Origin of the sequence: Halobaculum marinum (genome assembly GCF_029338555.1) — an archaeon.
GTDB classification, from domain to species: Archaea; Halobacteriota; Halobacteria; order Halobacteriales; family Haloferacaceae; genus Halobaculum; species Halobaculum marinum.
The window spans coordinates 197045-223224 of the sequence record NZ_CP119990.1 but is presented as its reverse complement, the minus strand read 5'-3'; the positions used below and the strand labels follow the sequence as shown (position 1 = coordinate 223224).

At 69.4% G+C, this 26180-nt stretch carries 22 protein-coding genes and 3 pseudogenes; 11 read left to right on the top strand and 14 right to left on the bottom strand.

Annotated elements, in window-relative coordinates:
- Positions 1 to 21: 21 nt before the first annotated feature.
- Together P0R32_RS16395 and P0R32_RS16390 are read right to left on the bottom strand one after the other, a co-directional pair.
- A pseudogene (locus P0R32_RS16395) lies at positions 22 to 1142 on the bottom strand (TIGR04053 family radical SAM/SPASM domain-containing protein).
- Positions 1143 to 1200: 58 nt separating this feature from the next.
- Positions 1201 to 1749 carry a halocyanin domain-containing protein gene (locus P0R32_RS16390; protein WP_390219563.1) on the bottom strand — a complete coding sequence of 183 codons (549 nt, stop codon included), beginning with the start codon at positions 1747 to 1749 and terminating at the stop codon, positions 1201 to 1203.
- 98 nt (positions 1750 to 1847) lie between these two features.
- Between P0R32_RS16390 and P0R32_RS16385 the strand changes: the two genes are divergently transcribed.
- From P0R32_RS16385 to P0R32_RS16350, 8 genes and pseudogenes are all read left to right on the top strand, one after another.
- Entirely contained in the window at positions 1848 to 2156 is a 309-nt protein-coding gene (locus tag P0R32_RS16385; protein WP_276239526.1) for an Htur_1727 family rSAM-partnered candidate RiPP, read from the top strand.
- Positions 2153 to 3369 (top strand): annotated as a pseudogene (locus tag P0R32_RS16380) (TIGR04347 family pseudo-SAM/SPASM protein). The gene P0R32_RS16385 and the pseudogene P0R32_RS16380 overlap by 4 nt, the downstream one beginning before the upstream one ends.
- An 86-nt stretch (positions 3370 to 3455) precedes the next feature.
- Complete coding sequence (locus tag P0R32_RS16375) at positions 3456 to 3863, top strand: ubiquitin family protein (RefSeq protein ID WP_276239525.1); 408 nt, start codon at positions 3456 to 3458, stop codon at positions 3861 to 3863.
- Positions 3864 to 3965: 102 nt separating this feature from the next.
- Positions 3966 to 6251 carry a nitric-oxide reductase large subunit gene (locus tag P0R32_RS16370; RefSeq protein ID WP_276239644.1) on the top strand — a complete coding sequence of 762 codons (2286 nt, stop codon included), beginning with the start codon at positions 3966 to 3968 and terminating at the stop codon, positions 6249 to 6251.
- Between the two features lie 142 nt (positions 6252 to 6393).
- Positions 6394 to 7071: a hypothetical protein gene (locus P0R32_RS16365; protein ID WP_276239524.1), complete on the top strand. Its 678-nt coding sequence runs from the start codon at positions 6394 to 6396 to the stop codon at positions 7069 to 7071.
- The gene (locus P0R32_RS16360; protein WP_276239523.1) at positions 7071 to 7556 is read left to right on the top strand and encodes a hypothetical protein; all 486 of its coding nucleotides are present in this window, start codon (positions 7071 to 7073) and stop codon (positions 7554 to 7556) included. The genes P0R32_RS16365 and P0R32_RS16360 overlap by 1 nt, the downstream gene beginning before the upstream one ends.
- Positions 7557 to 7777: 221 nt before the next feature.
- A pseudogene (gene nirK, locus P0R32_RS16355) lies at positions 7778 to 8883 on the top strand (copper-containing nitrite reductase).
- Between the two features lie 253 nt (positions 8884 to 9136).
- Positions 9137 to 9463 (top strand): CGCGG family putative rSAM-modified RiPP protein, encoded by a 327-nt coding sequence (locus P0R32_RS16350; protein ID WP_276239522.1) that lies wholly within the window; start codon positions 9137 to 9139, stop codon positions 9461 to 9463.
- Positions 9464 to 9508: 45 nt separating this feature from the next.
- On the opposite strand, the gene P0R32_RS16345 is transcribed toward P0R32_RS16350, so the two are convergent.
- The 5 genes from P0R32_RS16345 to P0R32_RS16325 all read right to left on the bottom strand — a co-directional run bounded on the left by P0R32_RS16345 (position 9509) and on the right by P0R32_RS16325 (position 13337).
- A complete protein-coding gene (locus P0R32_RS16345; protein ID WP_276239521.1) occupies positions 9509 to 10852 on the bottom strand; it encodes a hypothetical protein in 1344 nt (447 codons plus the stop codon).
- Positions 10849 to 11460 carry a DUF7998 family protein gene (locus P0R32_RS16340; protein WP_276239520.1) on the bottom strand — a complete coding sequence of 204 codons (612 nt, stop codon included), beginning with the start codon at positions 11458 to 11460 and terminating at the stop codon, positions 10849 to 10851. Before P0R32_RS16340 ends, P0R32_RS16345 begins: the two co-directional genes overlap by 4 nt.
- Before the next feature lie 63 nt (positions 11461 to 11523).
- On the bottom strand, positions 11524 to 11868 hold the full coding sequence (locus P0R32_RS16335; protein WP_276239519.1) for a DUF2249 domain-containing protein: 345 nt from the start codon (positions 11866 to 11868) through the stop codon (positions 11524 to 11526).
- Positions 11865 to 12548: a helix-turn-helix domain-containing protein gene (locus P0R32_RS16330; RefSeq protein ID WP_276239518.1), complete on the bottom strand. Its 684-nt coding sequence runs from the start codon at positions 12546 to 12548 to the stop codon at positions 11865 to 11867. The genes P0R32_RS16335 and P0R32_RS16330 overlap by 4 nt, the downstream gene beginning before the upstream one ends.
- 6 nt (positions 12549 to 12554) lie before the next feature.
- Positions 12555 to 13337 (bottom strand): halocyanin domain-containing protein, encoded by a 783-nt coding sequence (locus P0R32_RS16325; RefSeq protein WP_390219568.1) that lies wholly within the window; start codon positions 13335 to 13337, stop codon positions 12555 to 12557.
- 149 nt (positions 13338 to 13486) lie between these two features.
- Between P0R32_RS16325 and P0R32_RS16320 the strand changes: the two genes are divergently transcribed.
- Together P0R32_RS16320 and P0R32_RS16315 are read left to right on the top strand one after the other, a co-directional pair.
- On the top strand, positions 13487 to 14185 hold the full coding sequence (locus P0R32_RS16320) for a dolichyl-phosphate hexose transferase (RefSeq protein ID WP_276239517.1): 699 nt from the start codon (positions 13487 to 13489) through the stop codon (positions 14183 to 14185).
- Positions 14186 to 14788: 603 nt separating this feature from the next.
- Positions 14789 to 15712: an acyl-CoA thioester hydrolase/BAAT C-terminal domain-containing protein gene (locus tag P0R32_RS16315; RefSeq protein WP_276239516.1), complete on the top strand. Its 924-nt coding sequence runs from the start codon at positions 14789 to 14791 to the stop codon at positions 15710 to 15712.
- A gap of 36 nt (positions 15713 to 15748) precedes the next feature.
- Here the strand turns inward: P0R32_RS16315 and P0R32_RS16310 are convergent, their stop codons facing one another.
- Positions 15749 to 16357 (bottom strand): hypothetical protein, encoded by a 609-nt coding sequence (locus P0R32_RS16310; RefSeq protein WP_276239515.1) that lies wholly within the window; start codon positions 16355 to 16357, stop codon positions 15749 to 15751.
- A gap of 229 nt (positions 16358 to 16586) precedes the next feature.
- Between P0R32_RS16310 and P0R32_RS16305 the strand changes: the two genes are divergently transcribed.
- Positions 16587 to 17714, top strand: coding sequence for a DUF7544 domain-containing protein (locus P0R32_RS16305; protein WP_276239514.1), 1128 nt, complete (start codon positions 16587 to 16589; stop codon positions 17712 to 17714).
- 14 nt (positions 17715 to 17728) lie between these two features.
- On the opposite strand, the gene P0R32_RS16300 is transcribed toward P0R32_RS16305, so the two are convergent.
- The 6 genes from P0R32_RS16300 to P0R32_RS16275 all read right to left on the bottom strand — a co-directional run bounded on the left by P0R32_RS16300 (position 17729) and on the right by P0R32_RS16275 (position 26123).
- Positions 17729 to 18535: a CPBP family intramembrane glutamic endopeptidase gene (locus tag P0R32_RS16300; protein ID WP_276239513.1), complete on the bottom strand. Its 807-nt coding sequence runs from the start codon at positions 18533 to 18535 to the stop codon at positions 17729 to 17731.
- A 75-nt stretch (positions 18536 to 18610) separates the two neighbouring features.
- A complete protein-coding gene (locus tag P0R32_RS16295; protein ID WP_276239512.1) occupies positions 18611 to 20851 on the bottom strand; it encodes an ArnT family glycosyltransferase in 2241 nt (746 codons plus the stop codon).
- Positions 20852 to 22105: an ABC transporter ATP-binding protein gene (locus tag P0R32_RS16290; protein ID WP_276239511.1), complete on the bottom strand. Its 1254-nt coding sequence runs from the start codon at positions 22103 to 22105 to the stop codon at positions 20852 to 20854.
- Complete coding sequence (locus P0R32_RS16285) at positions 22098 to 23756, bottom strand: ABC transporter permease (RefSeq protein WP_276239510.1); 1659 nt, start codon at positions 23754 to 23756, stop codon at positions 22098 to 22100. The genes P0R32_RS16290 and P0R32_RS16285 overlap by 8 nt, the downstream gene beginning before the upstream one ends.
- A 17-nt stretch (positions 23757 to 23773) precedes the next feature.
- Positions 23774 to 24949 carry an extracellular solute-binding protein gene (locus tag P0R32_RS16280; protein ID WP_276239509.1) on the bottom strand — a complete coding sequence of 392 codons (1176 nt, stop codon included), beginning with the start codon at positions 24947 to 24949 and terminating at the stop codon, positions 23774 to 23776.
- A complete protein-coding gene (locus tag P0R32_RS16275) occupies positions 24942 to 26123 on the bottom strand; it encodes an alpha-1 4-glucan-protein synthase (RefSeq protein ID WP_276239508.1) in 1182 nt (393 codons plus the stop codon). The genes P0R32_RS16280 and P0R32_RS16275 overlap by 8 nt, the downstream gene beginning before the upstream one ends.
- Between the last annotated feature and the right edge of the window lie 57 nt (positions 26124 to 26180).

Here is a 26180-nt window from a genome sequence, read left to right as displayed (position 1 = left end):
GGGTCCCGACGGTGAGTGGGCTCAGTCGGCACCGACGTCGTCGCCCGCGGGCGGGGCCGAGTCGTCGGCGAGTCGCGTCGGGAGTGGCCCGTCGTAGTCGTCGGGGACGTACGGGCACAGCGGGTCTGCCGCGAGCGGGTCGCCCGTGACCGCGTAGGCCCGGGAGCGCGACCCGCCGCAGACGCCGCGGAACTCGCATTCGCCGCACTTGCCGCCGAGCGCGGCGCGGTCGCGGAGTCGTTCGAACAGGTCGGCGTTCTGGTACACGTCGACGAGGTCGTCTTCTCTGACGTTCCCCGCTGGCTCGGGAGGAACCCCGACGGGGTCACGTCGCCGACGTGGCTCACGAACGCGAACCCGTCGCCCGCACGGACGCTCGGTCTCGTCGCTGGCGGCCCCCGCTCGGGGTCGACGTCGCCGGGATCGACACCGCCGGATTCGAGTTGCACCCGGCGGTACTGGGGTGCCTCCGTCGTCTTCACCGCAAACGGCGCCTCCTCTTCGACGCGGTGGAGCCAGTCCATCACGGCGTCTGCGCGGGCCGGCGACACTGGCTCGAGCGCCGCCCCCCGACCGACGGGGACGAGGAAGAAGACGCTCCAGCGCACCGCGTCCAACTCCGCGACGAGGTCGCGCACGCCCGGCAACTCGTCGACCGTGCGTTCACACACCGTGGTGTTGACCTGGAGGCCGATGCCGGCGTCCTCGACCGCGCGAGCGGCCCGGAGCGTCCCTTCCAGCACGCCCTCCTCGCCGCGGTAGCCGTCGTGGACCGCGGGGTCTGCGGCGTCGATACTCAATGCGACGCGGCGCAGGCCGGCGTCGGCCAGTCGTTGCAGTCGGTCGCGGGTCACCGAGTCAGTGCCGCTGGGCGTCAGTGCCATCCGCAGGCCGAGGTCGTCGCCGTGGGCGACCAACTCCTCGAGGTCGTCGCGCTTCAGCGGGTCGCCGCCCGAGAGCACGACCACCTGCCCCTCGCCGAACTCGCGGGCGGACTCCAGCAGGCGCTTTCCCTCCGCGGTCGTCAACTCGTCGGGGTGGCGGTCGGGCGTCGCCTCGGCGCGACAGTGGTCACACGCGAGGTCGCACGCCCGTGACACCTCCCACACGAGCACGATGGGTCGCTCGCTCGTGTCGAACATGGCTAGTGGCCTTGGTGTCGATGTGTGCCTGTGGGTGTGTGTGCGGTGTCCACAGTGGTCACTCCACCACGACGACGCCCTTCATGCCCATCGCCTTGTGCGGCGTGCAGGCGTACCTGTACGTCCCCGACTCCTCGAAGGTGTGTTCGAAGGTGTGGCCGCCTTCGCCGACGAGTTCGGACTCGAAGGCACCGCCCTCGTCGACGACGTTGTGGCTGGCGCCTTCGCCGGTCCACTCCCACGTCACGGTCGTCCCCGCCGACACCCGTACGGCGGCGGGGCCGAAGCCGTAGTTGCCGCCGTTGGCCTCCGTCCCGACCTCGACGGTGACCGACCCACTGCCGGTCTCGTCGACGACGCCGTCGTAGTTGTCGACGTTGTCGAACCAGCCGTCGAACGACGCCGACCCGCTCCCCCCGTCGGAACCGCCGCCGCTTGCGGTGGTCTCCGCAGCGGTCGGCGTCGGCTCCTCGGTGGCGGTGTCGCCGCCGCCGCTCGACTGGTCTGAGCCGGACGAACAGCCGGCGAGTCCGGTGACGCCGGCGACCGCGGCCAGTCCACTCACACGAAGCACTGCCCTCCGGGACGGCTCGAGATCAGACATCACCTCGGCGTAGACCGGGGGGAGACAAGCCGCCAACCGTGGTTCCCAGTCGCTGGGACTCGCCGTGAACGACGTAGGGGAAGAGGGTCGAATCCGAACCCATGTCCGACACCGCAGCGCGCACGCGGGTCGACGACGCCCGCGCCGACGACACGCCCGAGTGGGAGGTGTTCCTCCGCGAGTCTCCCCGTGAACCGCTCCGTCACGCCGGCAGCGTCACCGCACCGACGGTCGAGGTGGGCCACGAACAGGCGTCGACACTGTTCCCCGACGCCGGGACGCTGTGGCTGTGTCGCAGCGACAACGTGGCGCGGTTCGCCGACCGCGACCTGGGCGCCGCGTACGCCGACACAGACGCCGACACCGGCACCGACGACGTGGCGGCCTCCGCGGGAGGTGAGGAGGCGTGATCTCACTCAGCAAACTGCTGTACGACCTCGACGCGGAGGGAGACGGACTCCGCTACGGCGACGTCGACAGTGAGGCCGAGCAGATCCGCGAGCACAAACAGCGGCACCCAGTCGTCGTGTGGAACGGCACGAAGCGGTGCAACCTCGCGTGTGCCCACTGCTACGCGGGTGCGGAGACGGGTGCGGCCCCGGGGAGTTCACCACCGCCGAGGCGAAGGCGATGCTCGACGAACTCGCCGACTACGGCGTGCCGGTCGTCCTGTTCTCGGGCGGAGAGCCGCTCGTGCGCGACGACCTGACGGAGTTGGTCGCCCACGCGACCGACGCCGGCCTCCGGGCGGTGCTGTCGACCAACGGGACACTCCTCACGCGTGAGCGCGCCCGCGACCTCCGCGACGCGGGGTTGGCGTACGCCGGCATCTCCGTCGACGGGCGCCGCGAGGTGAACGACGCGTTCCGCGGTCGCGAGGGCGCGTTCGACGCCGCCGTCGACGGCATCGAGGCGTGTCTCGACGTGGGGCTGAAGACCGGCCTCCGCTACACCGTCACCGAGGACACCGTTCCCGACATGGAGGCGGTCGTCGACCTCCTCACCGACGTCGGCGTCGACCGCTTCTGCTTCTACCACCTCGCGTACGGCGGTCGGGGCGTGCCGGACGCGGACCTGTCGCCCGAGCGCCGCCGCGACGCCGTCGAGCGCTTGATCGACCTCACCCGCGAGTACCACGAGGCGGGTGAAGAGATCGAGACGCTCCTCGTGGGCAACTACTGCGACTCCGCCTACCTCGTCGAGTACGCACGCCGAGAGTTCGGCCCCGAGCGGGCCGAGCACGTGCGCCGCTATCTCGCGACCAACGGCGGCGACCCCGCCGGCGAGCGCATCGCCGACATCGACTACCAGGGGAACGTCCACGCCACGCAGTTCTGGCAGTCGTACGCGCTGGGGAACGTCCGCGACCGCTCGTTCGGCGCCATCTGGGACGACGAGTCGAACCCGCTCCTCCGGCGCCTGCGGGACCGACCGGACAGCCTCGGCGAGCAGTGCCGGGAGTGCGCGTACAGCGACGTCTGTCACGGCTCGAGTCGGCTCCGTGCGCTCACGGTCGAGGGTGAGTTTGAGGCGCCAGATCCCCAGTGCTACCTGACGCCCGAGGAGCGCGGCGTCGACGCGGTCGACCCCGACACGGGTGGAGCGCCGTCGTCGGCCGACTGACGACTCGGGTCGGTCGCCGCCACGTCTCTCTGCTGACGAACGTGTTCGGGGTCAACGCCACGGAGGCTCCGCCCGTACGAGTACGTATGAGCTCTGTGACGCCGGAGCCTACGGAATCGCCCGACGAGCGCGCCGTCACGACCGTCGAGGTCCGCGGCACAGGCCGCCTGTACGACGCGTTACCCACCTCGCGCTTCGAGTTCTCCTTCGAGGGGACGACGCTGCGGGAGTTCCTCGACGCGTTCCTCGACGAGTACGACGTGGCCGACCTGCTCATCGCGGAGACGCCCGAGGACGCCGTCGCCCCTGGGTGGGCACCCGCCCCAGAGACACTCCCGGCGGACTTCCGTGCGAACCCCGAGGGTGAGCGCACCCGGCGGTACGCTCGGATCTGCGTGAACGGCCGCTTCAACGAACAACTCGACGGCTTCGACACGGAACTGTCCGACGGCGACCGCGTCGCGCTCATGTACCCGTTCATGTTCTGCTGTTAGGGCTGCCGCCGGGGATACGCCCCCGAACGTGTTCGCGCCGGCCCTCGGGAGCGGGGAACGCCGTCGGTGGCTGAAGGGTCGGGGCTGGCTACCGTCGACTGCATGCGAGTGACCAGACGATCTCTGGCGAAGGCGCTGGTCGTCGCCTTCGTCGTCAACCTCGTCGTGATGGGCGCGGGGGCGTACCTCGCGTACCAGGAGGCGCCGCCGATCCCAGACCGGGTCGTCGGCCCCGACGGCGAGACGATTGCCACTGAAGCACAGATCCAAGACGGCAAGGCGGCGTTCCAGCGGGACGGCCTGATGAACCACGGGTCGATCCTCGGCAACGGTGCGTACTTCGGGCCGGACTACACGGCTGACGCGCTGGACCTCAAGGTCGACGCGATGCGGACGTACTACGCCGAGGAGCGCTACGGGGAGTCGTACGCCGACCTCACCGACGAGGAACAGGCGTCGGTCGACGCGACCGTCGAGAACGAACTGTCCGACGGCACGCCGGGTGACGGCACCATCGAGCACTCGGCCGCCGAGGCGTATGCCCACCAGCAGGTGCGCGAGACGTACGTCGAGCGCTACCACGAGGGGTCGAACGAGCGCGGCGTCCCCGCGAACATGATCGACAGCGAGGAAGACGCCCGTCGCTTCGCCGACTTCGCGCTGTGGACCGCGTGGTTCTCGCACACCGACCGTCCGGGCGCCGACCACAGTTTCACGAACGATTGGCCGTACCAGCCCGCTGCGGGCAACACGCCGGGTGCCTCGGCGATGACGTGGAGCGTCGTCGCGATGGTGCTGCTCGTCGCCGGCGCGGGGATCGGCGTGTGGCTGTACAAGTCGATCGACCTCCCCGAGCCGTCGACCGAGGGGGTCGACGTGCCACATCCCGACGACGTCGACCTGCTACCCAGCCAGTCTGCCGCGCTGTGGTTCGTCCCCGTCGCGGCACTGTTGTTCCTCGCACAGACGTTGCTCGGGGGCCTCCTCGCGCACTTCTACATCGAGCGCCACGCGTTCTTCGGCGTCGAGTCGATCCTCGGGGTCGACATCCTCCAACTGCTCCCGTTCGCGATGGCGAAGACGTGGCACATCGACCTCGGTATCCTGTGGATAGCGACGCTGTGGCTCGGGGCCGGGTTGTTCCTCCCGCCGCTGCTCACCGGCTACGAGCCGTCGAACCAGGCGCGCTACGTGAAGGGGCTGCTCGTCGCCCTGGTCGTCGTCGCCGTCGGCGGGCTGACGGGCATCTGGCTCGGTTCGCACGGCTACATCGACGGCGACCTCTGGTGGATCCTCGGCAACGAGGGCTTGGAGTACCTCGAAGTCGGGAAACTGTGGCAGGTGGGCCTGCTCGCGGGCTTCCTCGGCTGGGCGTACCTCGCGGCCCGCGGTCTGAAGCCGCTGCTCGACCGCGAGGAGCCGTACGGGCTCGCCCACATGATCCTGTACGCGGGTGGATCGATCGCCCTCCTGTTCACCGCGGGGTTCATGTTCACGCCGCAGACGAACATCGCGGTGACGGAGTTCTGGCGCTGGTGGGTCGTCCACATGTGGGTCGAGGGCGCCTTCGAGTTCTTCATCGTCGCCGTCGTCGGCATGACGCTGGTGTCGATGAACCTCTTGCGGCGCCGGTCGGCCGAGAAGGCCGTGATGGTCGAGGCGCTGCTCGTGATGGGGTCGGGCGTCATCGGCGTCAGCCACCACTACTGGTGGATCGGGATGCCCGACCTGTGGATCCCAATCGGCAGCGTGTTCTCGACGCTGGAACTGATCCCGCTGGTCGTCATCCTGCTGGAGGCGCTCAACGAGTACCGCGCGCTCGCGACCAGCGGCGAGTCGTTCCCGTACACCCTGCCGTTCATGTTCATCATCGCGTCGGGGCTGTGGAACTTCGTCGGCGCCGGCGTGCTCGGCTTCTTCATCAACCTCCCGCTGATCAACTACTACGAGCACGGCACGTACCTCACGGTGGGTCACGCCCACGCGGCGATGTTCGGCGCGTTCGGATTCCTCGCCCTCGGCATGGCGACGTACGTGCTCCGCTTCACGATCCGCGACTGGAGCGGTCGTCGCCTCCGCTGGGCGTTCTGGCTGTGGAACGTCGGCCTCGCGCTGATGGTGTTCGTCTCGGTGCTCCCAGTCGGTTTCCTCCAACTGGAGGTGGCGTTCACCGGGACGTACGACGCCGCGCGCTCGCTGGCGTTCTACGAGCGCCCGCTCGTCCAGACGCTGTTCTGGGCGCGCCTCCCCGGTGACACGATGATCATCGCGGGCACGGCGCTGTTCGCGTACGACGTGGCCGCGAAGCTCCGCACGCGCCGCGTGGCCGACGACGCCGACAGCGTCGTCACCACCGGCGCTGTGCGGGCGTTCTTGAGCGACGACTGACCGCCACGGCGCCTCGCCGTGGCGGGACACCGGGTCCGGGCGCCCCTGCGAAGACTGGAGTTGCCTCGTTGTGTCGGGGCGCCGACGAGACACCGGCGACCGATGTGCGGCTTATTTGACCGGCCCAGCGGGAGGGACACCAATGACCGACGCCTTCGCGGACAGGTCGCTCCCCGACCACCGGCGTGCGTTCGAGAAGATCTGGTGGCAGAACCCCGAGCGACAGAACGCGACGTCGTCCTCGTGGTGGTTCTTCCTCCTGTTCCCGGAGGGCGAAGAGGGGTACGGGCCGCGACAGCTCATGTTCTCGGTCGCCGCCTGCGTGGGTGACCAGTCCCGCGTGAACGACCTGCCGCCGGGTGGGATGGACGCCGACCGATCCGTCACCGACGGCGTGGACCGGTTCGACGCGACGACGGTCGGGTGGGCCGGCGACGAGGACGTGGTCCACGACCACGTCGTCAGGCAGCCAGCGGAGGCGGTGCTGTCCCGCGAGGACCAGCGCCTCGACGCGTGGGCAGAGGGCGAAGACGGCACCAGGCGCGGAAGCGAACTGACGGCGCTCTCCGACGACGACTCCCTCGGACTGCGGGCCCACGTCGTCGGCGACGACGCCGAGGCGGAGTTCGAGGCGTGGGGTGCCCTCGACTCGAAGATGACCTCGCCCCACACGTCCCTGGACGTGGACACCCCGTTGGGTGGCGCCGAGGTCGTCGCGTGGCGCCAGATGGAGTTCGAGGGGAGTTCGACCTGCCCGACGGCCCCGAGACGCTGTCGGGGTCGTGTTACTTCCAGCGCGTGTGCTTCGACGTCCCGCTGATGCCGTGGAAGTGGATCTGGGCCATCTTCCCGGACGGAACCTCCTTCTCGGTGTTGGTGCCGTTCGTCGGCCCCCACCTGTTCCGGCGCGGATACGGCTTCTCTTCGTCGAACACACTCGAACGACTGACGATCCCACTACGACAGACCGGCTTCTGGAACTGGGGTTCGGGCGAGGGACAGGTCGAGTTCGATCGCATCACCGTCGAACCGCTGCTCGGCACCGGCGAACACCCCGACTTCGACGTTCGCGTCGAGAACGAGGCGGGCGACTACGTCCGGTTCGTCGCTCAGACGTACGGCCACGCGAGAAACTGGCTCGACCGCCCGCGACTCGGCGGCCGGGTCACCTCGCACTGGAGTTACAACGAGTTCATGTTCCGGATGGCCGGCCTCACGGGAACCGTCGGCGGCACGCCGATAGACGCCGAGTCGATGGGGACCGGGTTCGGAACGTTGGAGTACAGTACCGGACTCGGGCTGTGAGTCCGTGGTCGGCCCGCCGGTCAGACGGGGGGCACGGCCCCTCGTCCGAAGGGCTGGGCGCGAATCGGTGACGGCCCGTGTAGCGGGCGTGAGCGACGCCGCTCCTTGGTGTCGCCTTTTCAGCACCCGTGAACGTGTTCGTCGCGGTCCCCCGCGATCGAAAACCGCGACGCCGCTTGATGGGGGTCGTGTCCCAACACGCAAACGCGAGGTGCCAACTGATGCCACAAACCCGACGCACGACGCTGAAGGCGATCGGCGCGGGCGCCGGCGGGACCGCGCTCGCTGGATGTTCGGGCCGTGCGCCGACCGATAGTGAGACCGAGACCGCTCGCAAGACGACCGAGCGACAGAGCGGGAAGCCGACGACGAACCGCGTCGCGGCCGACCCCACGGACATCCCGGATCCGATCGATCGTGACGAGCCGAAGACCGTCGAGGTGGAGTTGACGGCCAAGGAGGTCCGCGCGGAAGTCGAGGACGGCGTCGTGTACGACTACATGACGTTCGACGGGCAGATCCCGGGCCCGATGATCCGTGTCCGTCGGGGGGACACGGTGAAGTTCAACTTGAAGAACGCCTCGTCGAACGCGATGCCGCACAACGTCGACTTCCACGCCGTTTACGGCACCGCCGGCGGCGCAATCGCGACGAACGCCGCCCCCGGCAAGGAGAACGCCATGGAGTTCCAAGCGCGGTACCCCGGCGCCTACATCTACCACTGTGCGGTCCCGAACCTCGACTACCACATCGCGTCGGGCATGTTCGGAATGATCCTCGTCGAACCGGAGGAGGGTCTGCCGGAGGTCGACCGCGAGTTCTACTTCGGCCAGCACGAGCTGTACACCGACAAGGCCGCCGGCGAGAAGGGGCGCCACAGCTTCGACATGGAGGCGATGAAGGCGGAGGACCCGACGTACGTCCTCCTCAACGGCCAGAAGTACGCCATCACGCCCGACGGCTTCGGCACCCCCACCGCGAAGACCGGCGAGACCGCCCGCGTGTTCATGGTGACGGGCGGGCCGAACCTCAACAGCAACTTCCACCCCATCGGCAACGTCTGGACAGAGGCGTACCGCGACGGCGGCCTCGCGGGGCGCGCCGAGCAGTACCTCCAGACGGTGAACGTGCCGCCGGGGAGCTGTATGGTCGGCACCCTCGACTTCCCGGTGCCCGAGCACGTGGCTTCGTCGACCACGCACTGTCGCGGGTCGCCCGCAAGGGGATGATGGGCGTCATCACGGTCGAGGGCGAGGAGAAGCCCGACGTGTTCGACCCCAGTCCCAACACGCCCGCAGCCGAAGACGAGGAAGGGCCGATGTACTGACTCGCGCCGGCTCCTGCACGGCCCGACCGGTGCCCACGACCGATCGCAGGCATCGCCCGCAAACTCCTCGCGGTCTCTTCGCGCCTCCGTTCTGCACCCGTCCGGTAGCCCACCCACCGCCGTCGGGGCCGCTTCCCCGACTGGCCGACTGGCCGACTGACCGACTGGCCGACCGCCGGTCGGTCTCGCGCTCCGCCGCGAGCGAAGACGTTCGGGGAAGCGCCGACGGGTCGGGCGGTCGTACGGTCGACCGATGACGGCGAACACCGACGCCGCGACCGGAGCGGACCCGCACACGGACAGCGACGACGACGAGCGCCACGACACGTCGTGGTCGGCGAAACTGGAGGAGCCGCGCCACGCCGACGACGAGGCGCTCGTGTGCGAGGAAGCGATAGACGCCGTCGAGCGGACGACCGTCGGCGTCCACGTCAACCTCGTCACCCACGGCGACCTCGGCCACCCGGAGACGTACCTCTACCCCGCGCTGAGCGATCGCTTCGGCGACGACGTGGACTGGACCTTCGTCGACCGCTGCGGCTGTGGCGGCTACGTGACCCGCGTCACGAAGGAGTCGTAGTCGCGGGCGAGCCTCCCGGTCCCAAGCCGCGGTGCTCCGCGACCGCTACTCGGGAGTCCCGCCCACCATCACCTCCGCGACCGTCCACGGCGCGTGCAGGTGGACGACCCGCACGAGGTTGGCGCAGACGCCCGCAGCGGCGACGACGAGCACAGCGGCGCCGACCGCGCCGAGCGTCGTCGCCCACGGTGCGTCCGCCGCGGCAGCCGTGAGGGCCGCCACCCCGACGACCAGTGCGGCGCCGTCGACGCGCGCGACGCGGTCGTCGTACAGATCATCGACGGTCGGGACCGGCTCGAGTCCGAGTCGATCGGCGTATCGCTCCAGCCACACGAGGAACGGCCCGACGTGGTACAGCGAGCCGACGACGAGACAGACCACGGCGCCCCACAGCAGCGGCTCGGCGGCCCGCCCCCCGAGGACCGCGGTGCGAGCGAGGGGGTCGGCGGCCCACCGAGCGCCGGCGGTGGCCCCCCACGCCGGGAGCGCGACCGCGACCACACCGTATCGTCGCGTCGCGGGCGACGACTCGCGCCCGACCCACACGCGACGGGCGACGACGGCACCGGCGGCGAACGCACAGGTCACGACGCCGACGGCGCCCGCGAGCGCGACCGTCCGGACACCGACCAGTCGTCCGCCCGCCAACAGGCCGACAGACGCCGGATGGACGGTCGCGACCGCGGCGGCCACCCGCTGGACGCGCGGGTCGTCGGGCGCGCCGGTGAGCATCGACGACAGCCTGAACACGCCTGCGTATCCGACGCCGAGGACGCCGCCCAAGACCATCAGCGTCGCGTGCGCGCCGACGAGGGCGGGGTAGTCGACGCCGAGCACCGGTCCCAGCGTGGTCGCGTGGGTCGCGCCCACGACCAGCCCCAGTGCACCCCCGAGCGCGAGGCTCCACGTCCCCGCGATCAGTCCCCGCTCGGTCGCATCCCAGGGCCGACACGGCAGCACGGTGCGCGTCACCGAGGCCGTCAACGACCACAGGCCACCTGCGAGCGGGATGCCACCGAGTGCCGTCAGGAGGAGTGACCCCGTGAGAAATCCCCCGGCGACGCCGAGCGTCCCGACCGCCACGAGCGGCGGCGCCGCCGCCGCGAGATGGGGCCACCGCAGTGGCGTCGTCGACCACACGGCGACGAACTGCGGGACCGCAGCCGCAATCGCGGTACAGGCGACGCCGGCGAACAGCAGGTGTGTCGTCCCGAGCGCACCCGTCGCGTCGAGAGCCCCGAGTCGCTCGGCAGCGAGCGCCCCCGCCCAGAGGACAAGCAGCCCCGCCGAGAGCGCCACACCCCGGACGACCGTCGGCGCCGGCGGTCCGTACTCCGGGCCGCCGTCGACCGCTGGAGCCGGTCCGCCAGGACCACCCGCGACGCTCACGACCGGTCGCCCCCGCCGACGCCGCTCCTCCCGCCGTCCCTACTCGCGCCGTCCTGCTCGTCGTGTGGGTGGTCGGCCTGCTCGCGGAGCCGACGGTTCACGGCCTCGCTCGAGTGGTAGTCGTCCGCGATTCGGACGCGAACCGCTTCGAAGCCGTGCCGCTCGCACTCAGCGTTGAGCGCTCGGGACGCCGCCAGCGCGAGCGACCCGCCCTGCGGACAGAACGCGGTCGTGGGGACGAACTCGACGCGGAGCGTGCGCCCGTCACGAGCGTAGCGCAGGCCCGCCTCGGGGTGGTCGCGGTCGCGCTCCAACTTCGTCAGGACGTAGCCGAAGGTGGCGTCTCGAACCCCGCGTGCCTCGAAGATATCGCGGACGACCGCCCGCACGCCGACGTGTGCACCCCCGGTCAGCACGGTCGCATCGCCCGAACTGAGCCAGTCGCCGGCTTCCGGGAGCGACTCGGGCACGAACGCGTCGGGTGGGTCGAACCGGTCGTCGGCGGTCGCGGCGGTCGGCTGCTCGTCGTCCACCTCGTCACCGCCCGCGTCGTCCGAGGGACTCGTCTCCGTTGCGTCACCGAACGGGAGCGACGATCGACCGAACATGGTGGCAGATCGTACGGTCTCTCGCCCCGAGTCGCTCACGCCGAACGTGTTCGCGCTCTCGCGTCACTCGCGCCAGACGGCAGTCAACGCCTCGCCGTCGCGCTCGACGCTGGCGTGTTCGTACCCACGCTCGTCGAGCCGGTCGAACAGGTGGACCGGGACGCGGTCGTTGCGCTGGAAGAGCACGGTCGTATCGTCGGTCTCCGTCAGCGCTGCGACGGTGTCGGTGAGTGGCTCTGGCGGCGGCGCCGACCGCACGTCGATGCCCGTAGCCGCCCTGCCCTCGGGGACACCGAGGTCCTCTCGCAGGTCGCTCGAGAGGTCGTCGACGGTCGTGACCGCCGTCGGGGCGACGCCCCACGGTCCGGGTGCGTCGCCGGTCCCCGATTCGGAGCCGTCGCCGTTCATCGCTCCCCCGCCGACAGGCCTGTCGGCACCTCTGGGTCGAGGCCGAGGGCGTCCTCGGCGAATCGTTTGATCACCTTCCCCTCCGCGCGGTGGAGTCGCTCGCTGGCGGTCGACTTCGCGATGCCGTGCTGGTCGGCCAACTCGGTCAGGGTTGCATCGCGGGGTGTGTCGTAGTATCCAGCATCGATGGCCGCCACGAGCAGGTCGCGCTGTGGCTCGGTGAGCAGGTCCTCTGCGTCGAGCGCGTCGTGGACGTACCCGACGCTGAACTCCATGCCCGTCGCCTCCAGCGCCGTCGCCAGCGCCGACAGCCGTTCGCGCGATCCCGCGACCGTCACCTCGGCGACGCCCTCCGAGACGACCAGGGGGAACTCCACGGGGAGCCGCGAGTCGCGCAGCGGCTTCAACAGTCGCGGGTCGGTCGTCTCGACGCGGATGACGACCTCACGGACGTCCTCGGCGGCGCGCTGGAGCTCTACTTCCTCCACCAGGTCGTGGTGCTCGATGTCGCGGACGACCGCGGGCGCGTCGTCGGCCTGGAGGCTCACCAGCGTCACCCCGCGACCCTCCCCGGTCGGCAGCACCGACAGCACCGAGAGCCGTGCGTCGGAGTGGTCGCGCGACACCGCTCCGACCCAGGTGTCCTCCGGCAGCGTCACTCGGAGTTTCGCGCGCGCCACGGCGTCTCACCTCTCCTCGCGGCGACTGTCGCTCTCGCCGTTGGTTCGGTAGCCACCCGTGCCATCCGGGTCGGGCCCGTATCCGTCACCGAGGACGGCCATCACCAGGCCGAACACGAGCGGGGAGATGGCGGCCGCGATCCCGCCGCCGACGAGCAGGTACGCCGGCGCGTCGCCCACGTCGCTCCCCCCCGACCCGCTCGCCCCGCCTGCGGCGGTCGTGTTCGTCGCTTCGTCGGTCGCGGTGGCTGTCGACTCCCCGCTCGCGCCGCTGTCTGTCGAGGACCCGCCGCCCTCACCGTCGCCGCCCCCGCCACCGACTTCGGCGTCGCCAACGACGACAGCGCCCTTCATCCCCATCGCCTTGTGCGGGGTGCAGGCGTAGCGGTAGACGCCGGTCTCCTCGAAGGTGTGCTCGAACGTGTGGCCCGACTCTCCGACCAATTCGGATTCGAAGGCGCCGCCCTCGTCGACGACGTTGTGTGACCCCCCGTTACCGGTCCACTCCCACGTCACAGTCGTTCCGGGGTCGACGCGCACCGCCGCGGGGCTGAACCCGTACGCGCCGCCGTTCGCCTCCGACCCGACCTGGACGGTGACCGATCCACTCCCAGTCTCGTCGACGACGCCGTCGTAGTTCCCCGTGTTCGAGAACCACTCGGCCAGCCCACCGCCGGACTGCGCCGCCGCTGGCGTCGCCGCCGCGCCGCCTGCCGCTGCCGCTCCGGTCGCCAGCGCCGTTCGGAGTACGGTCCGTCGCGTCGCCGATGGTGTTCGGGAGTTCGACATACATGTTCGGCTTGTGGCTGCCCAGAAAAGGGAGGGACAGCCGAGTCCCAATCGCTGGGAACCGCTCGCGACCGGTCCCCGTGTCGCGGTCGCCGTCGTCGGCCACAACTTTTCGGCAAGCCTAAAAGCCGCCTCCACTATCGGCGAGTATGCACGAACGCGGCTACACCCTCGACGACGTGAGCGTCGTCATGGGTGCGTACAACGAGGCCGAGGCGATCGGCCCGGTGCTCGACGACATCGACGCGGCGACCGACGGCCGAGCGGAGGTCGTCGTCGTGGACAGTTCCGACGACGGGACCGCCGAAATCGCCCGCGAACGCGGCGCCCGCGTCGTTCCGCAGCCCCCGAGCGGCTACGGCGCCGCGGTGCGGCGCGCGCTGTACGAGGCGAGCAACCCGGTTCGGATCACGACCGACTGCGACGGGACGTACCCGATGGAGCGCATCCCGGACTTCCTCGCGTTGATTAACGAGGGGTACGACGTGGTGAGCGGCGACCGACTGTACCACGGCGCCGAGACGATGCCAGCGATGAACCGCCTCGGCAACAAACTGTTCGCGGCGACCGCGAGCGTCCTCGGCGGCCACACGCTCCACGACGTGACGACCGGCATGCGCGCGTACCACGAGGACGTGATCGAGTCGATCCGGTGGACCGAGAACACCGGCTTGTCCGCAGAACTGCTCATCCGCCCGGCGATGCGCGGCTACCGGATCCGGCAGGAGCCGATCGCGTACGACGAACGCCTCGGCGAGACGAAACTGGACCCCTTCTCCGGCGGCGCCGAGATCGGGAAGTCGATCCTCAAGTGCTGCATCGAGGAGCGCCTCGGACTGGGTCGCTGACCGTCTCGAACGAGGTCGTCGGACTTCTCAGAACTCGTTCGGTGTGGTGTGCGCCAGAGAGAGCGGTCTCGGTTCGGAGAGAGGTGTGGAATTGGGAGGTGGAATAAGCCAAGACGGATCCTCCTGTCGGTACCACTATACTAGACGTTCTCAAACGGCAACATCATGGTTGGTTCCCTCTCTCGACGGACGCTCCTCCGGGTCGGTGCGACCTCGATGGCTGTTGGTGCGAGCGGATGTAGTGCAGATCAAGCGCAAACGACGACGACGGGACAACAGTCTCCAACGATCGACGTTCCGTCGGCGACCCGTATCGCACAGCCACTCCCAGTCACAGTCACTGGTCTCCAATCTGGGTCAGCTATCGAAGTGCTCGCACAGCCAACTCCCACCGCTCTCGATTCCTATGCGTGGCGAAAGACGTACAACACCACTACTGAGGGCCAACTCGATCTGTTCGTCGGCGCCACCGATACCGATCCCACACCACGAATGGTGCTTTCGCAGTTCACCAGTTCGGACGACGAGGGGTATGGCCGATTTGAACTCCGCGGAAGAGGAGTGGTCGACCTTCGGATCCAAGTACGTCAGGATGGGGCGCCCGTGGCCGAGGCGACGACGACCCGCATCGCTCGCAGCCCCGACGCGAGGGGGAGTTCGGTCGATGCTGACGGCCTCGTTGGGATCGTGTACACACCGGACGGAGCGGGGCCTCACCAGCCAGTGATCGTTCTGCACGGGTCTGGAGGGTACATCCCCCGCGAATACTGCCAGCTGCTGGCAACGCAGGGGTACTGGACACTTGGGCTCCAGTATTTCGGCCCGGAGGAAGCACTCTCCGACGACTTGAACGGAGTTCCGATAGCGTACTTCGAACGTGCAGTCGAGTGGGTGCAGTCGCGTCCCGAGACGGTCGACGACGGGATTGGATTGGTCGGTATCTCTCGAGGTGTCGAACCGGCAATCCTGACTGCGGCTTCGATAGACACGTCTGCTACTGTGGTCGGGTACGGTGGTAGCGGATTCCTCGTGCCGTCGACCGTCGGACCAGATGTGCCGTGGACCAGAGACGGCGACCCAATCGTCTCTCGAGAGCAGTTCGATGCCTTCTGGTCAGCGCTTCATAGCACGGAGTGTGGGGACTGGCAGGACTGCTCGTTCGATGAGCCTGATGCGGTGTGTGAGACGGTCGCTTGTGTGCTCGATACCGTCAGAGAAACTGCCGAGAACGCGTACGAGGCAGTGATGCTGCCCGTCGAAGACATCCAGGGCCCCGTCTCCTTACTCACGGGGAAACAAGACGCGGTGTGGAACGCGTCGGCGTACTCTGAGTTCGCTTTGTATCGGTTGCTCCGCAACGACCACGACGACGCGTTCGGTCACTATTCGTTCCCCGATGCTGGCCACCTCTTCCTCCGTCCCTACCACGCGAACATACGCGGTGGGTCACGTTCAGGGAACGCCCGTGCGGCTATGCAGTCGTTTCCACGAGTCCTCGATACTCTAGACGGGGGAATCAAGGTCTGAGTGCAGAATCCAGTGCGTATCCACCGTCGGTACGGCCTACTGTGGACGCGCTGATCTTCGGTCGAACAGCGAAGTGTACCACGCCAGTAGTGCGACCACGATGGCGACCCCGAGCGTCGGATACTCGACGCCGACGACCGTCCACTTCACCGTCTCAGTGGTGTTCATCAGCCCGATCAAGACGGTCGCGTAGTCGTCGGGGTTGGTGTAGATGAGGATCACCCAGAGGTTCTCCAACGAATCGAGCAGTCGCGAGACGACCGTCAACCACATCCCGACTTTCGGTATCAGTACCAGCCGCTCGTGGCCTGCCAGCGTCTTCACGGCGAGCGAGTGGAGTGAGAAGAACAGGAAGAACCCCGCCACGATGAAGAGGTAATCGAGGACCGAGAGCAGTACCACGGACTCCATGACCGGTTGGAACGCCTGCAGTATCGTATCGACCTCTGCTCTGTTCGTCGCAGCCTGCAGATCTGACGTCGAGTAGCCGGATGTCTCGATCCGGCGGGTCACCGGGACGAATCCCAACGCGATCACGCCGACGAAGGTAAAAAACGAGACGACGGCGACGACACCGTGGGCCGTCGCCGAGAGCGCGTCCGCGTACCGTTCGACAGGGCGAACGAGCGTATCCAGTCGTCGCATACGAGACCGAGGTGCTACTCAGGTATCGGTTACTCGATTACGTGGCCATGGACACGTTCTCTGCACGTCGGTTGTCGAGACGACCACACCGTCGGTTCCGCTGGACGGTCTTGACGGGGGCCGCCAACCCGTAGCTGACTCCACGTTGAACTGTGATGGTTGCCTTCTGATATACAACCGATACGAACTCATAGACACGATGCTGTCGTCCATCCGATAGGTGACCTCAGTGCCGATACACGCTGTCGAGGACTTGGACGACGCGTACCGTGCGACGAAGGCGTTGCTGTGGCCGATCGATCGCTCGCTGTGGCTGAAGCTCGCGATCGTCGCGTTCTTCGTCGGCGGGCCCGGGGCGGGTACAAACGGCACGCAGGTGTCCTCTCCCGTCGACGGCGGTGGTCCAGGCACGCCGGGCGGGCCAGGCCAACTGCCACCGTTGCCACAGATCGGACCGGAGGTGTTCGCGGTCGTTGCAGCGGTGATCGCGGTGGCGCTGCTCGTGGGGCTGGTGCTCCTGTTCGTCGGGTCCGTGATGGAGTTCGTCCTGATCGAGTCGCTCCGTGCGGAGGACGCACGCCTCGGCGAGTTCTGGGGTCGACGGTGGCGGCAGGGCGTTCGGCTGTTCGGCTTCCGATTCGTCCTCAGCGTGGTGGTGTTCGGCGCCTTCGCGGTCGTGTTCGGGCTGGCGTTCGCGCCGCTCCTCCTCGGCGGGAGTGAGCCGGGCATCTCCGTGGTCTCGATACTCCTCCTCGTCCCGGTGCTCGGCGTCCTCGCACTCGTCACCGGACTCGTCGATGGGTTCACCACCGTGTTCGTCGTGCCGATCATGGTGCTCGAAGACCGGACGGTGCTCGGCGCGTGGGGGCGGCTCTGGCCGACGATCACGGCGAACCCGTGGCAGTTCCTCGCGTACGTCGTCGCCAGCGTGATCTTGAACGTCGTCGTCGGGATCGCTGTCGCACTCGCCATCGGAATCGCCGCTGTGCTGCTGTTGATCCCATTCGGCATCCTCGGCGGTATCGGCGTGCTCCTATTGTCGGTGCTCGAGCCGCTGGGGATCGGCCTGCTCGTGGTCGCTGGCATCCTGTTCGGCGTGTCGCTACTCGTGGCTGCGGCGTTCGTGCAGGTACCCGCAGTGGCGTACCTCCGGTACTACGCGCTGCTCGTGCTCGGGGACATCGAGTCGTCGTTCGACCTCATCCCGGAGCGCCGCGCGGCCGTTCGCGCCGACGGCGGTGAGTCCGACGAGGTGACTGGTCCGGACGACGAGGTCGAGGGAACCGACGACACCGACGATACCGACAACTCCGACGACACAGACGACACCGACGACACAGACGAGCCGACCACCTGACGCCGGACGGTAGTTCACACGTGGAGGAACACCAGCGACGCCGCCACGAACACGACGTGGGTGGTGGCGTGACCGACCATCGCCGCTTCCAGGCTGTGGCGCCAGAACAGCCAGCCGTAGGCGACGCCGCCGAGCGAGTTACCGAGGACGACGAAGGCGACGACGTCGGGTGTGAGTTCGCCGTACAGCGTCGCCGCCGTCGGGAGGTGCCCGACGCCGAACAGCACCGCCGCGACGAGGATGGCCGCCCACGCGACTGGCGACGACAGTCGACCGTGGTCGCCCCCGCCTACGCGCCACAACAGCGCCGCCACGGCGGACAGCAGGCCCCACCGCAGCAGTAACTCCTCGGTGATGCCGCCGTAGAGGAAGCGCAGCGGCACGCCCGCGAGCACCGTGGCGACCGTCGCCCTCTCCCCGGAGACGGCGCCGACGGGGCCGACGAGCCACCCAAGCACCAACAGCGTGCCACCCGCGAGCGCGCCCAGCAGGACGGCGGTTCGGAGCTCCGATCGGAATCCGTGCCACGCGGCCATGTTCCCGCTCGCGTACGCTCGCACGTGCGATCGGAGGCCGACCCGTGGCGCGGCGTAGCCACCGACGACGACGGCGACGGCGAGGAGGACCGCCGGCTGGAGCGCGACGAGGAGGAACGCCACCACCGGCGACAGCGACGCCAACGGTGACGGGAGCGGTCCGACGACGAGGGTCGTCGCCGCGGCGGCCGCGACGCCGAGCAGCCCCAGGACGTACAGGTAGCCGAAGCGGCGGACCCGCGCGCGGCTCGGGGTGCGTGTGGCGACCGTGCGAACGAGTTCCATACCCAGACGTGTTTCCGAGAGAGCATAAACCGGTGCGGCGATCCCCTCTCGCCGCGATCCGTCGGGTAGGGGGTGTTACGCGTCTCGCGTGGCGTTCGACACGGTGACGGTCACGCCGCGGTCCGACGGTGTGTCGCCGACGCCCTGCGGGACACACCGCGTCGGCACCGGGCACGTCTCGACCGTCGGTGACAGCGCCCGAACGTCGCCGTCGCTCGTCCGCTCGACCGGGAACACGATCTGGTGGCTGTACCCCGAGGAGGGGCCGGTGGCGACGTACACCTCGACGGCGACCTCGTCGACGTCGTCGAGCGCGACGTTGGCGTCGGTGTCCGGGCCGCTCGGTTCGACGCCCTCGCCGGTGACGGTCACGCGCTCTCCGTCGGCGACAACCCGGAGCGTCAGCGGGCCGGCGTCGTCGGTCGCGACGAGATATGCCGACCCCTCGTCGGTCGTCACGCGGACGGTCGTGCCGGCGGCGGTGTCGGGGCGGTCGAGCGTCACGTCGACGACGACGCGCTCGCCGGCGACGCGGTCCACCTCCCGGAGCGTGCCCCGAACAGTCGAGTCGTCCACGGGAACCCACGACCCGGCGTACACGTAGCGGTACAGCGCCCGGTCGGGGAACGCCTCGCTCACCGCCAACTCGCGGGTGTCGCCGAGCGCGTACACGGTGTCCCCGTCGTAGCCGGGGTCGTTGCGGAGTGTCTGGAACGGGTGGTTGAGCCACGGGCCGTACGGCGTCGGCAGGAACACGACGGCGTCGTCGGGCGCCCCGCCGTCTGCCAGCGGCCCGTACCCCGCACGCAACTCGGCGGTCACGGCTTCGTTGCGGTCGGTCGTCTCCGTCACCGCTCCCGCCGAGACGGCGGCGCCAGCACCGCTCGCGACGACCAGCACCGCGACCGCGACGGCGCCGACCGCCCGCCGGTCGACGCGCTCGCTGGCCGCCAGCGCGCGCGTCCGCGCCGCGAGCACGTCGCCGCCGGCAACCAGTGCCACTGCCGCGAACACCGCCGTCGGGACGATCAGGTCGTAGTGGTAGTACGGCCCGAGGTAGTAGATGAGTCCGTCCGTCGGCTCGTCGAGTGCGCCGAGGACGTTGTAGTTCCCCCAGAACGCGACGTTGCCGGCGGCGACCGTCGCGAACGTGGCCGCGAGCAGTCCGCGCCGGAGTCGCGCCGTCGCCCCGTCTTCGCCTGCGGTCGTCCGCCCGGCGAGCGCGAGCGCAACCCCGCAGGCGGCGACGCCGGTACCCACGGTGCCCGCGACCACCCAGTCGGTGAACAGCGTGCGGAGCACGAGCGCGTTCGCCTCCAGCGCCAGGTCGAGGGTGTAGTTCACTTCGTGGCCGAGGATGGCGCGTTCGCCGAAGCCGACGCCGTCCTCCGGGGCGAACGCGAGATACGGGAACACCAGCGGGTCGCCGGTGACGACGGCGTTGTACCCCAGCGCGGCGGCGACCCCCGCGCTCCCGAGCGTCGCGGTGATGAGGCGGCGACCGAACAGCGCTCGTGCGTCGTCGTCGACGGTGTCGCCGCGCCCGCCGTCTCCACCGGCACCGCCGACCCCGAGCGTCGCGACTGGCGTCCGCCACGCACCCGACAGCCCGAGCGTGGCGACCGCGTGGAGTACGAACGGAAGGGCGAACAACACCGCGGTGTACGGTCGCGCGAAGAACGCGAGGCCGACGGCGGCGCCGGCGAGCGTCGCGTCGCGACGACTCGCGCGCCGTTCCCCTCGGAGGTACCACACGGCGAAGGCGACGTTCAGCGCGGCGGTCAGCGCGTACGGGAGGAACACGCCCGCGTGGACGACGAACAGCGGCGTCGCGAGGAGAAGGACCCCGGCGAGCGTGCCGACACGCCAGTCGAACACCTCCCTGCCGAGCGCGACGGTTCCGGCGACCAGGCCGGCGGCGATGCCCGCCAGTGCGACCGTGTAGCCGCCCAGGAGTTTGCCGAGGGCGAACACGGCTGCCGGGACGGGCGCGTACTTCGAGTAGAGGCCGCGCTCGCTCTCGACGAAGAACCACGGGCGGAACGCGTCCGCGACGGGCGGGCGGAGGAACAGGCGCCCGGACAACAGCAGTTCAGCCTGCTGGAGGTAGACGCCCTCGTCGTGGTTCAGCGAGTGGAACGGGAACAGTTGGCCGGCGACGAGGACGGCGACCGCCGCGGCGACGCCCGCGAGCAACACGGCGGCGACCCGACCGGCGTCGGTGGTCGCGACGCTCGCCGGGAGCAGGTCACGGAGCACCGCAGTCGGCGGTGGCGACGCGTCGCGGTCGTCGCCCCCCGTCGACCCGTCGGACATCTACTGGGCGGGGTACCACGCGAGCGCGTGGTCGGCGACGAGTGTCACCGCGACCGACTCGCCCACTTCGAACTCCTCTGTGTGGTTGTGGAGACACCGGAGGACCGTCCCGTCGTGGAGCTTCACGTGGTAGACGAACGAGGGGCCGGTGTACTGGCGCCGGATCACTTCGCCGTCCGCGTCGCCGTCGCCGACGGGCGTCGCGCGGAGGTCGTCCGGGCGCACGAGCACGTCGACGTGGCTGCCGACGTAGCCGTCGCCGAGCCCCTTCAACAGCTCCCGGTCGTACGAGCCGACCGCCGTCTCGATGCCGTCCTCGCCGACGCGAGCGGGCAGGAAACTCGCCTGCCCGAGGAAGGAGGCGACGAACCGGGAGGTCGGGTGTTCGAACACCTCGCCCGGGTCGCCCATCTGTTCGACCTTCCCCTCGTTGACGACGGCGACGCGGTCGGAGATGGACAGCGCCTCCTCTTGGTCGTGGGTGACGGAGACGGCGGTGACGCCCGCCTCGTCGAGGATGCGCTTCACCTCCTCGCGCATCCGGACACGCAGGCTCACGTCGAGGTTCGAGAACGGTTCGTCGAGCAGCAGCACGTCCGGCTCGGGCGCCAGCGAGCGAGCCAGCGCGACCCGCTGGCGCTGGCCGCCCGACAGGTCCGCGGGCGAACGGTCCCCGTAGTCGGCGAGGCCGACCAACTCCAGCAGGTCGGCGACGCGCCGTTCGGCGGCCGCGGAGTCGGGGTCGTCTAGCCCGAAGGCGATGTTCTCGGCGACGGTGAGGTGCGGAAACAGCGCGAACTCCTGGAACACGAGCCCCACGTCTCGCTCTTCGGGCGGCGTCACCGACCCCTCGCCCGCGACGACGTCGCCGGCGACGGCGATGGTCCCCTCGGTGGGCGCCTCGAGTCCGGCGATCATTCGGAGCGTCGTCGTCTTGCCGCAGCCAGACGGGCCGAGCAGCGTGACGAGTTCCCCCTCGCGGACGGTGAGGTCCATCCCCGAGACTGCCGTCTCTGAGCCGAATCGCTTGATCACGTCGCTCAGTTCGAGGACCGGTTCGCCGACGGCTTCGTCGGCGTCCACGCCGTCGGTCCCACCGACGACCGGGTCGTTCGCCACGCCGTCGTCGACGCCGTCTGCGGCGCCGACGGTCGTGCCGCCGTCTGTGGCGGGGTCGGTGCCGTCGGCGTCCCCCGCGGTCGCAGTCGGCGTGTCAGTCGCGTCGGCGTCGGTGAGGTGTGAGTCGTCAGTCATCGTCGCGTCCCCTGAGTAGCGGCACCATCGAGAGGCCGGACACGGCCACTAACACGAGCGCCGGCAAGGCGGCGCGACCGTAGTATCCGGCTTCTTGAACACGCCAGATGTAGGTCACTATCGTTGTAAACCCTGTCGGATGGAGGATCAGCGTCGTGTCGAGTTCCTTCATCGTCGTGAGGAACACGAGCGCCGCCCCCGCGAGCAGGCCCGGGGAGATGAGCGGCAGCGTCACGCGACGGAACGCGCCCCGTGGCGGTTCGCCGAGCAGACGGGCGGCGCCGACGAGGTCGCGGTCGACGCCCAGCACCGACGAGCGGGTCGAGCCGACCGCCTGCGGGAGGAACCGCACGACGTACGCGAACACGAGCAGGGGGAGCGACTGGTAGACGAGTTGGGCCGCTCCCGGGCTGACGGTGTCGCGCAGCCACTGACTGGAGAAGAACACCAGCGCCAGGCCGAGCACGACGCCGGGCATGGCGTAGCCGAGGTACGTCGCTCGCTCTGTCACCTTCGCCAGCGGCGAGTCCGACCGCCCCGCGTAGTACGCGACCGGCAGTGCGAACAGCACTGTCGCGGCCGCGGTAAACACGGCGACGTACACGGAGTTGGTCGCGAACTCGGGGCGGAACGCGAGGCCGCCGCCGGTGTAGCCCGGCCCCGAGCGGACCAGCCACATCGTGAGGATGCCGACCGGCAGCGCCAGCGTGAACAGGCTCACGACCGCCGGGACGGCGGCGGCGAGCCACCGGAACGGCCCCAGCGACACGACCGTCTTCACCGACGACGGCGTGCCGTAGCCGGCGGCGGTGTCGCCGCTGACGCGCGACTCCAGCGCGAGGATCACCGCGGTCACGGCGAGCAGTTGGATCGACAGCAGCGTGGCGTTCGCCCGCCCCACGCCGAAGCTGTTCAACTCGACGTAGATAACGCGCGTGAACACGTCGAACCGCATGATCGCAGGCGTCCCGAAGTCAGACAGCGTGTACAGCGCGACGAGGAGGGCGCCGGCGGTGACACCCGGTGCGATCTGCGGGAGGATGACGCGGCGGAACGCCTGCGGGTACGAGTGGTTCAGTGTCCGCGCGGCCTCCAACTGCGTCGTGTCGAACGACAGCAACGACGCCCGCGTCGTGAGGAACACGTACGGGTAGGTGAACAGCGTGAGGACGAGCGCCGTCCCGCCGAGGCCGTACACCGTCGGGAGGTACGGGTTCACGAAGCCGACGCCGTACTGCGTGAACAGGTCGGGGAGTGCGCCGCTGGGGCCGAACGCCGACACGTACGCGAACGCGCCGATGTAGCTCGGGACGACCAGCGGGAGCGCCGCGAGGACGGTCCACGCGCGTCTGAACGGGAGGTCCGTCTGGACGGTCAACACCGCGAGGGGGACGCCCAGCGCCACCGACGCCGCGGTGACGACGCCGACGAGCGCGAGGCTGTTGATCAGCACTTCCGTCGTCGTCCCCGACGCGATCAGTCCGAGCGCGTCGTCGACTGACAACTCGGCGGCGCTGACGAGGAGCCACACGAGTGGCGAGAGCACGGCCGCTGCGACGCCCGCCGCCAGGAGGACGACCGCCACGCTCGGCTCGTCGTCGCCGTCCTCGAGCAGTTCGCCGACGCGGCCGAAGCCCCCGCCCGGGGCCATTCAGATCGCCTCCACCGTCACAGCACCCCCGCTTCGCGCATCAGTTCCAGCGTGGGCTGGATGTTCGACAGCTCCGTCAGATCGATGCTCGGCGGGTTCAGCTCGTCGATCGGTGGCAGTCCGCCGACCGGCGGGATGTCCGCGACCATCGGGTACGCGTACGTTCGGGTCGCGAAGAACTCCTGCGCCTCTGCCGACAGCAAGTGTCGCACGAACGTGAACGCCAACTCCTGGTTCTGGCTCGCCGACAGCACCTCCGCGCCGGCGGCGTTGATGAGCGCGCCCGCGTCGCCGCTGGTGAACGCCAGGTCGAGCGGGGCGTTCGGCCGTGCGGCCTGCACGCGCAGCGCGTAGTAGTGGTTCGCGAAGCCGGCGTTGAGCGCACCGTCGGCGACGGCGTTCGACACGAGGAACTCGTTGTTGTACTGGGTGACGCCGGCCTCGAGCATCCCCTCCAGCCACGCACGCGTGTCGTCCTCGCCCTCGATGAGTCGCATCGCGGTGACGAACGCCTGGAACGCGCCGTAGGTGGGTGCCCAGCCCATCGCGTCCGCCAGTGCGGGCGTGTCCGGGAAGTCCATCACGGTGTCCGGCACGTCGTCGCCCGACAACTCCGCGGTGTTGTACGGCACCGCCCGGGCGCGACCGGCCGTGCCGACCCAGCCGTCATCCGGGTGGAACTCGTCGGGCACCGGGTCGACGACTTCGCTCGGGAGCGTCGCCGTCAGCCCCTCGCCCGCGACCGCCGCGAGCGACCCGGCGTCGACCGACCAGAACACGTCCGCGGGCGTCGCCGCGCCCTCGCTGATGATCGTGTTCGCGGCGTCGGACGTGCCGGACTCGCGCGCGTTGTAGCTGAAGTCGGGGTAGATCTGCTCGAACTTCGCGAGCAGGTCGCGGTAGAGGCCACCTTCGCCGCCGCCGAGGTAGATGGTCAACTCGCCCGACAGGTCCGGCAGGTCCTCGATCCGCGTGCCGCCGAGGTCGCCGCGCCCCTCCGCGAGCGGACCGGAGCCGCGGAACTCGTCGAAGGCGGCACCGATAGAGTTCTCGCCGCCCCCGCCACCGCCGCCGCCGCCTCCGCCCCCGCCACCGCCGACGAGGCCGCCACAGCCGGCGAGTCCGGCCGCACCTGCGGTGCCGAGCCCCGCCAGCACCTTGCGGCGCCGGTAGGTGCGACGCTCGTCAGTCATCGGCGGGCACCTCCGGGGCGTCCGCGGCGACTGCACGCGTCCCCGCGCCCTCGACGCGGTCGAGGCAGTCGAGCCAGTCGCGCATGTACTCGCCGCAGTGGTTGAGGAACGCGCCGTTGTTCCACTCGGAGAAGTCGCCCTCCGCGAGCGCGTCGGCCATCTCTGCGAACGCCGCCTCGAAGGAGTCGGCGCCGTGGGCGACGTCGTCGAGCACCTCCCAGACGTGCTCGTTCAGTTCGAGGCCGGCGACCTCGTTGGCGAGGTCGTCGAACGTCGAGCGCGGCGCCTTGTTGTGCTCGCACAGCGGGCCGCCGTTGTACACTTGCTTGCCGAGTTCGTCGGCGGCGCGCTTAAGGAACAGTCCCGACCAGATGTCGTCGAAGCGACCCACCTCCCACTCGTTGTCGTCCATCGGCAGTTGGTAGAACGCGGGAACGACCTCACGACGGAACGCGAGGTTCATCGAGCAGACGGTGAGATACTGCCCCTCCGCGGCGACGAAGTCGTGGTCGAAGTCGCTCGTCTCCGTGAGCGTCTGTGCCTGTCCCTGCAGGTCGCCGTCCATCAGGATCCGGACGGCGTCGAGGTCGGGGACGTTCGTCCACAGCCCCTGAGAGGCGACGACCTCCTCGACGTGTTCGGTGTCGGTCTCGACCGTCTCGTCCATCGCGGCGTACGGGTAGCCGCGCGGGTACAGGTCCGTGTCCGACTGGTACAGCACGTTCACCCACGACTCGTCGGAGGAGACGGACTCGACCTCGCCCTCGTGCGCGAGGTTGTCCATGTGCGTGCCGAAGTAGTCCTCCTCGGGGTGTGGCAGCGTGTCGTCGTCGATGAACACGCCGTACTCGAAGCGCTCGTGGGCCCACAGGTACAGCAGCCCGAAGGAGGTCTGGGCGTGACTCGCGGCGGGGATCAGGTGCGAGAACTCCGCGGCGTCGTGGTCGGCGAACCACTCCTCGCGGGCGCTCCCGTCGAAGACGACGCCGTCGACGTCTTCCTCGTCCAACATCGTCGCCATCGCGTCCGTATCACAGAAGTCCTCGGTCACGAGGACGAAGAACAGCCGGTCCGTGTCGAAGCCGTGGTGACGAGCGTTCGCGACGTACTCGCGGAGGCACTCGTACTCCCGAATCGTCGGGACGACGACACAGATGTCCTGCGTGGTACTCATTCATCTCCACAACCGATTAGGTCGGCCTAAAGGGTGTCGGTTTTTCGGCGGCCCAAA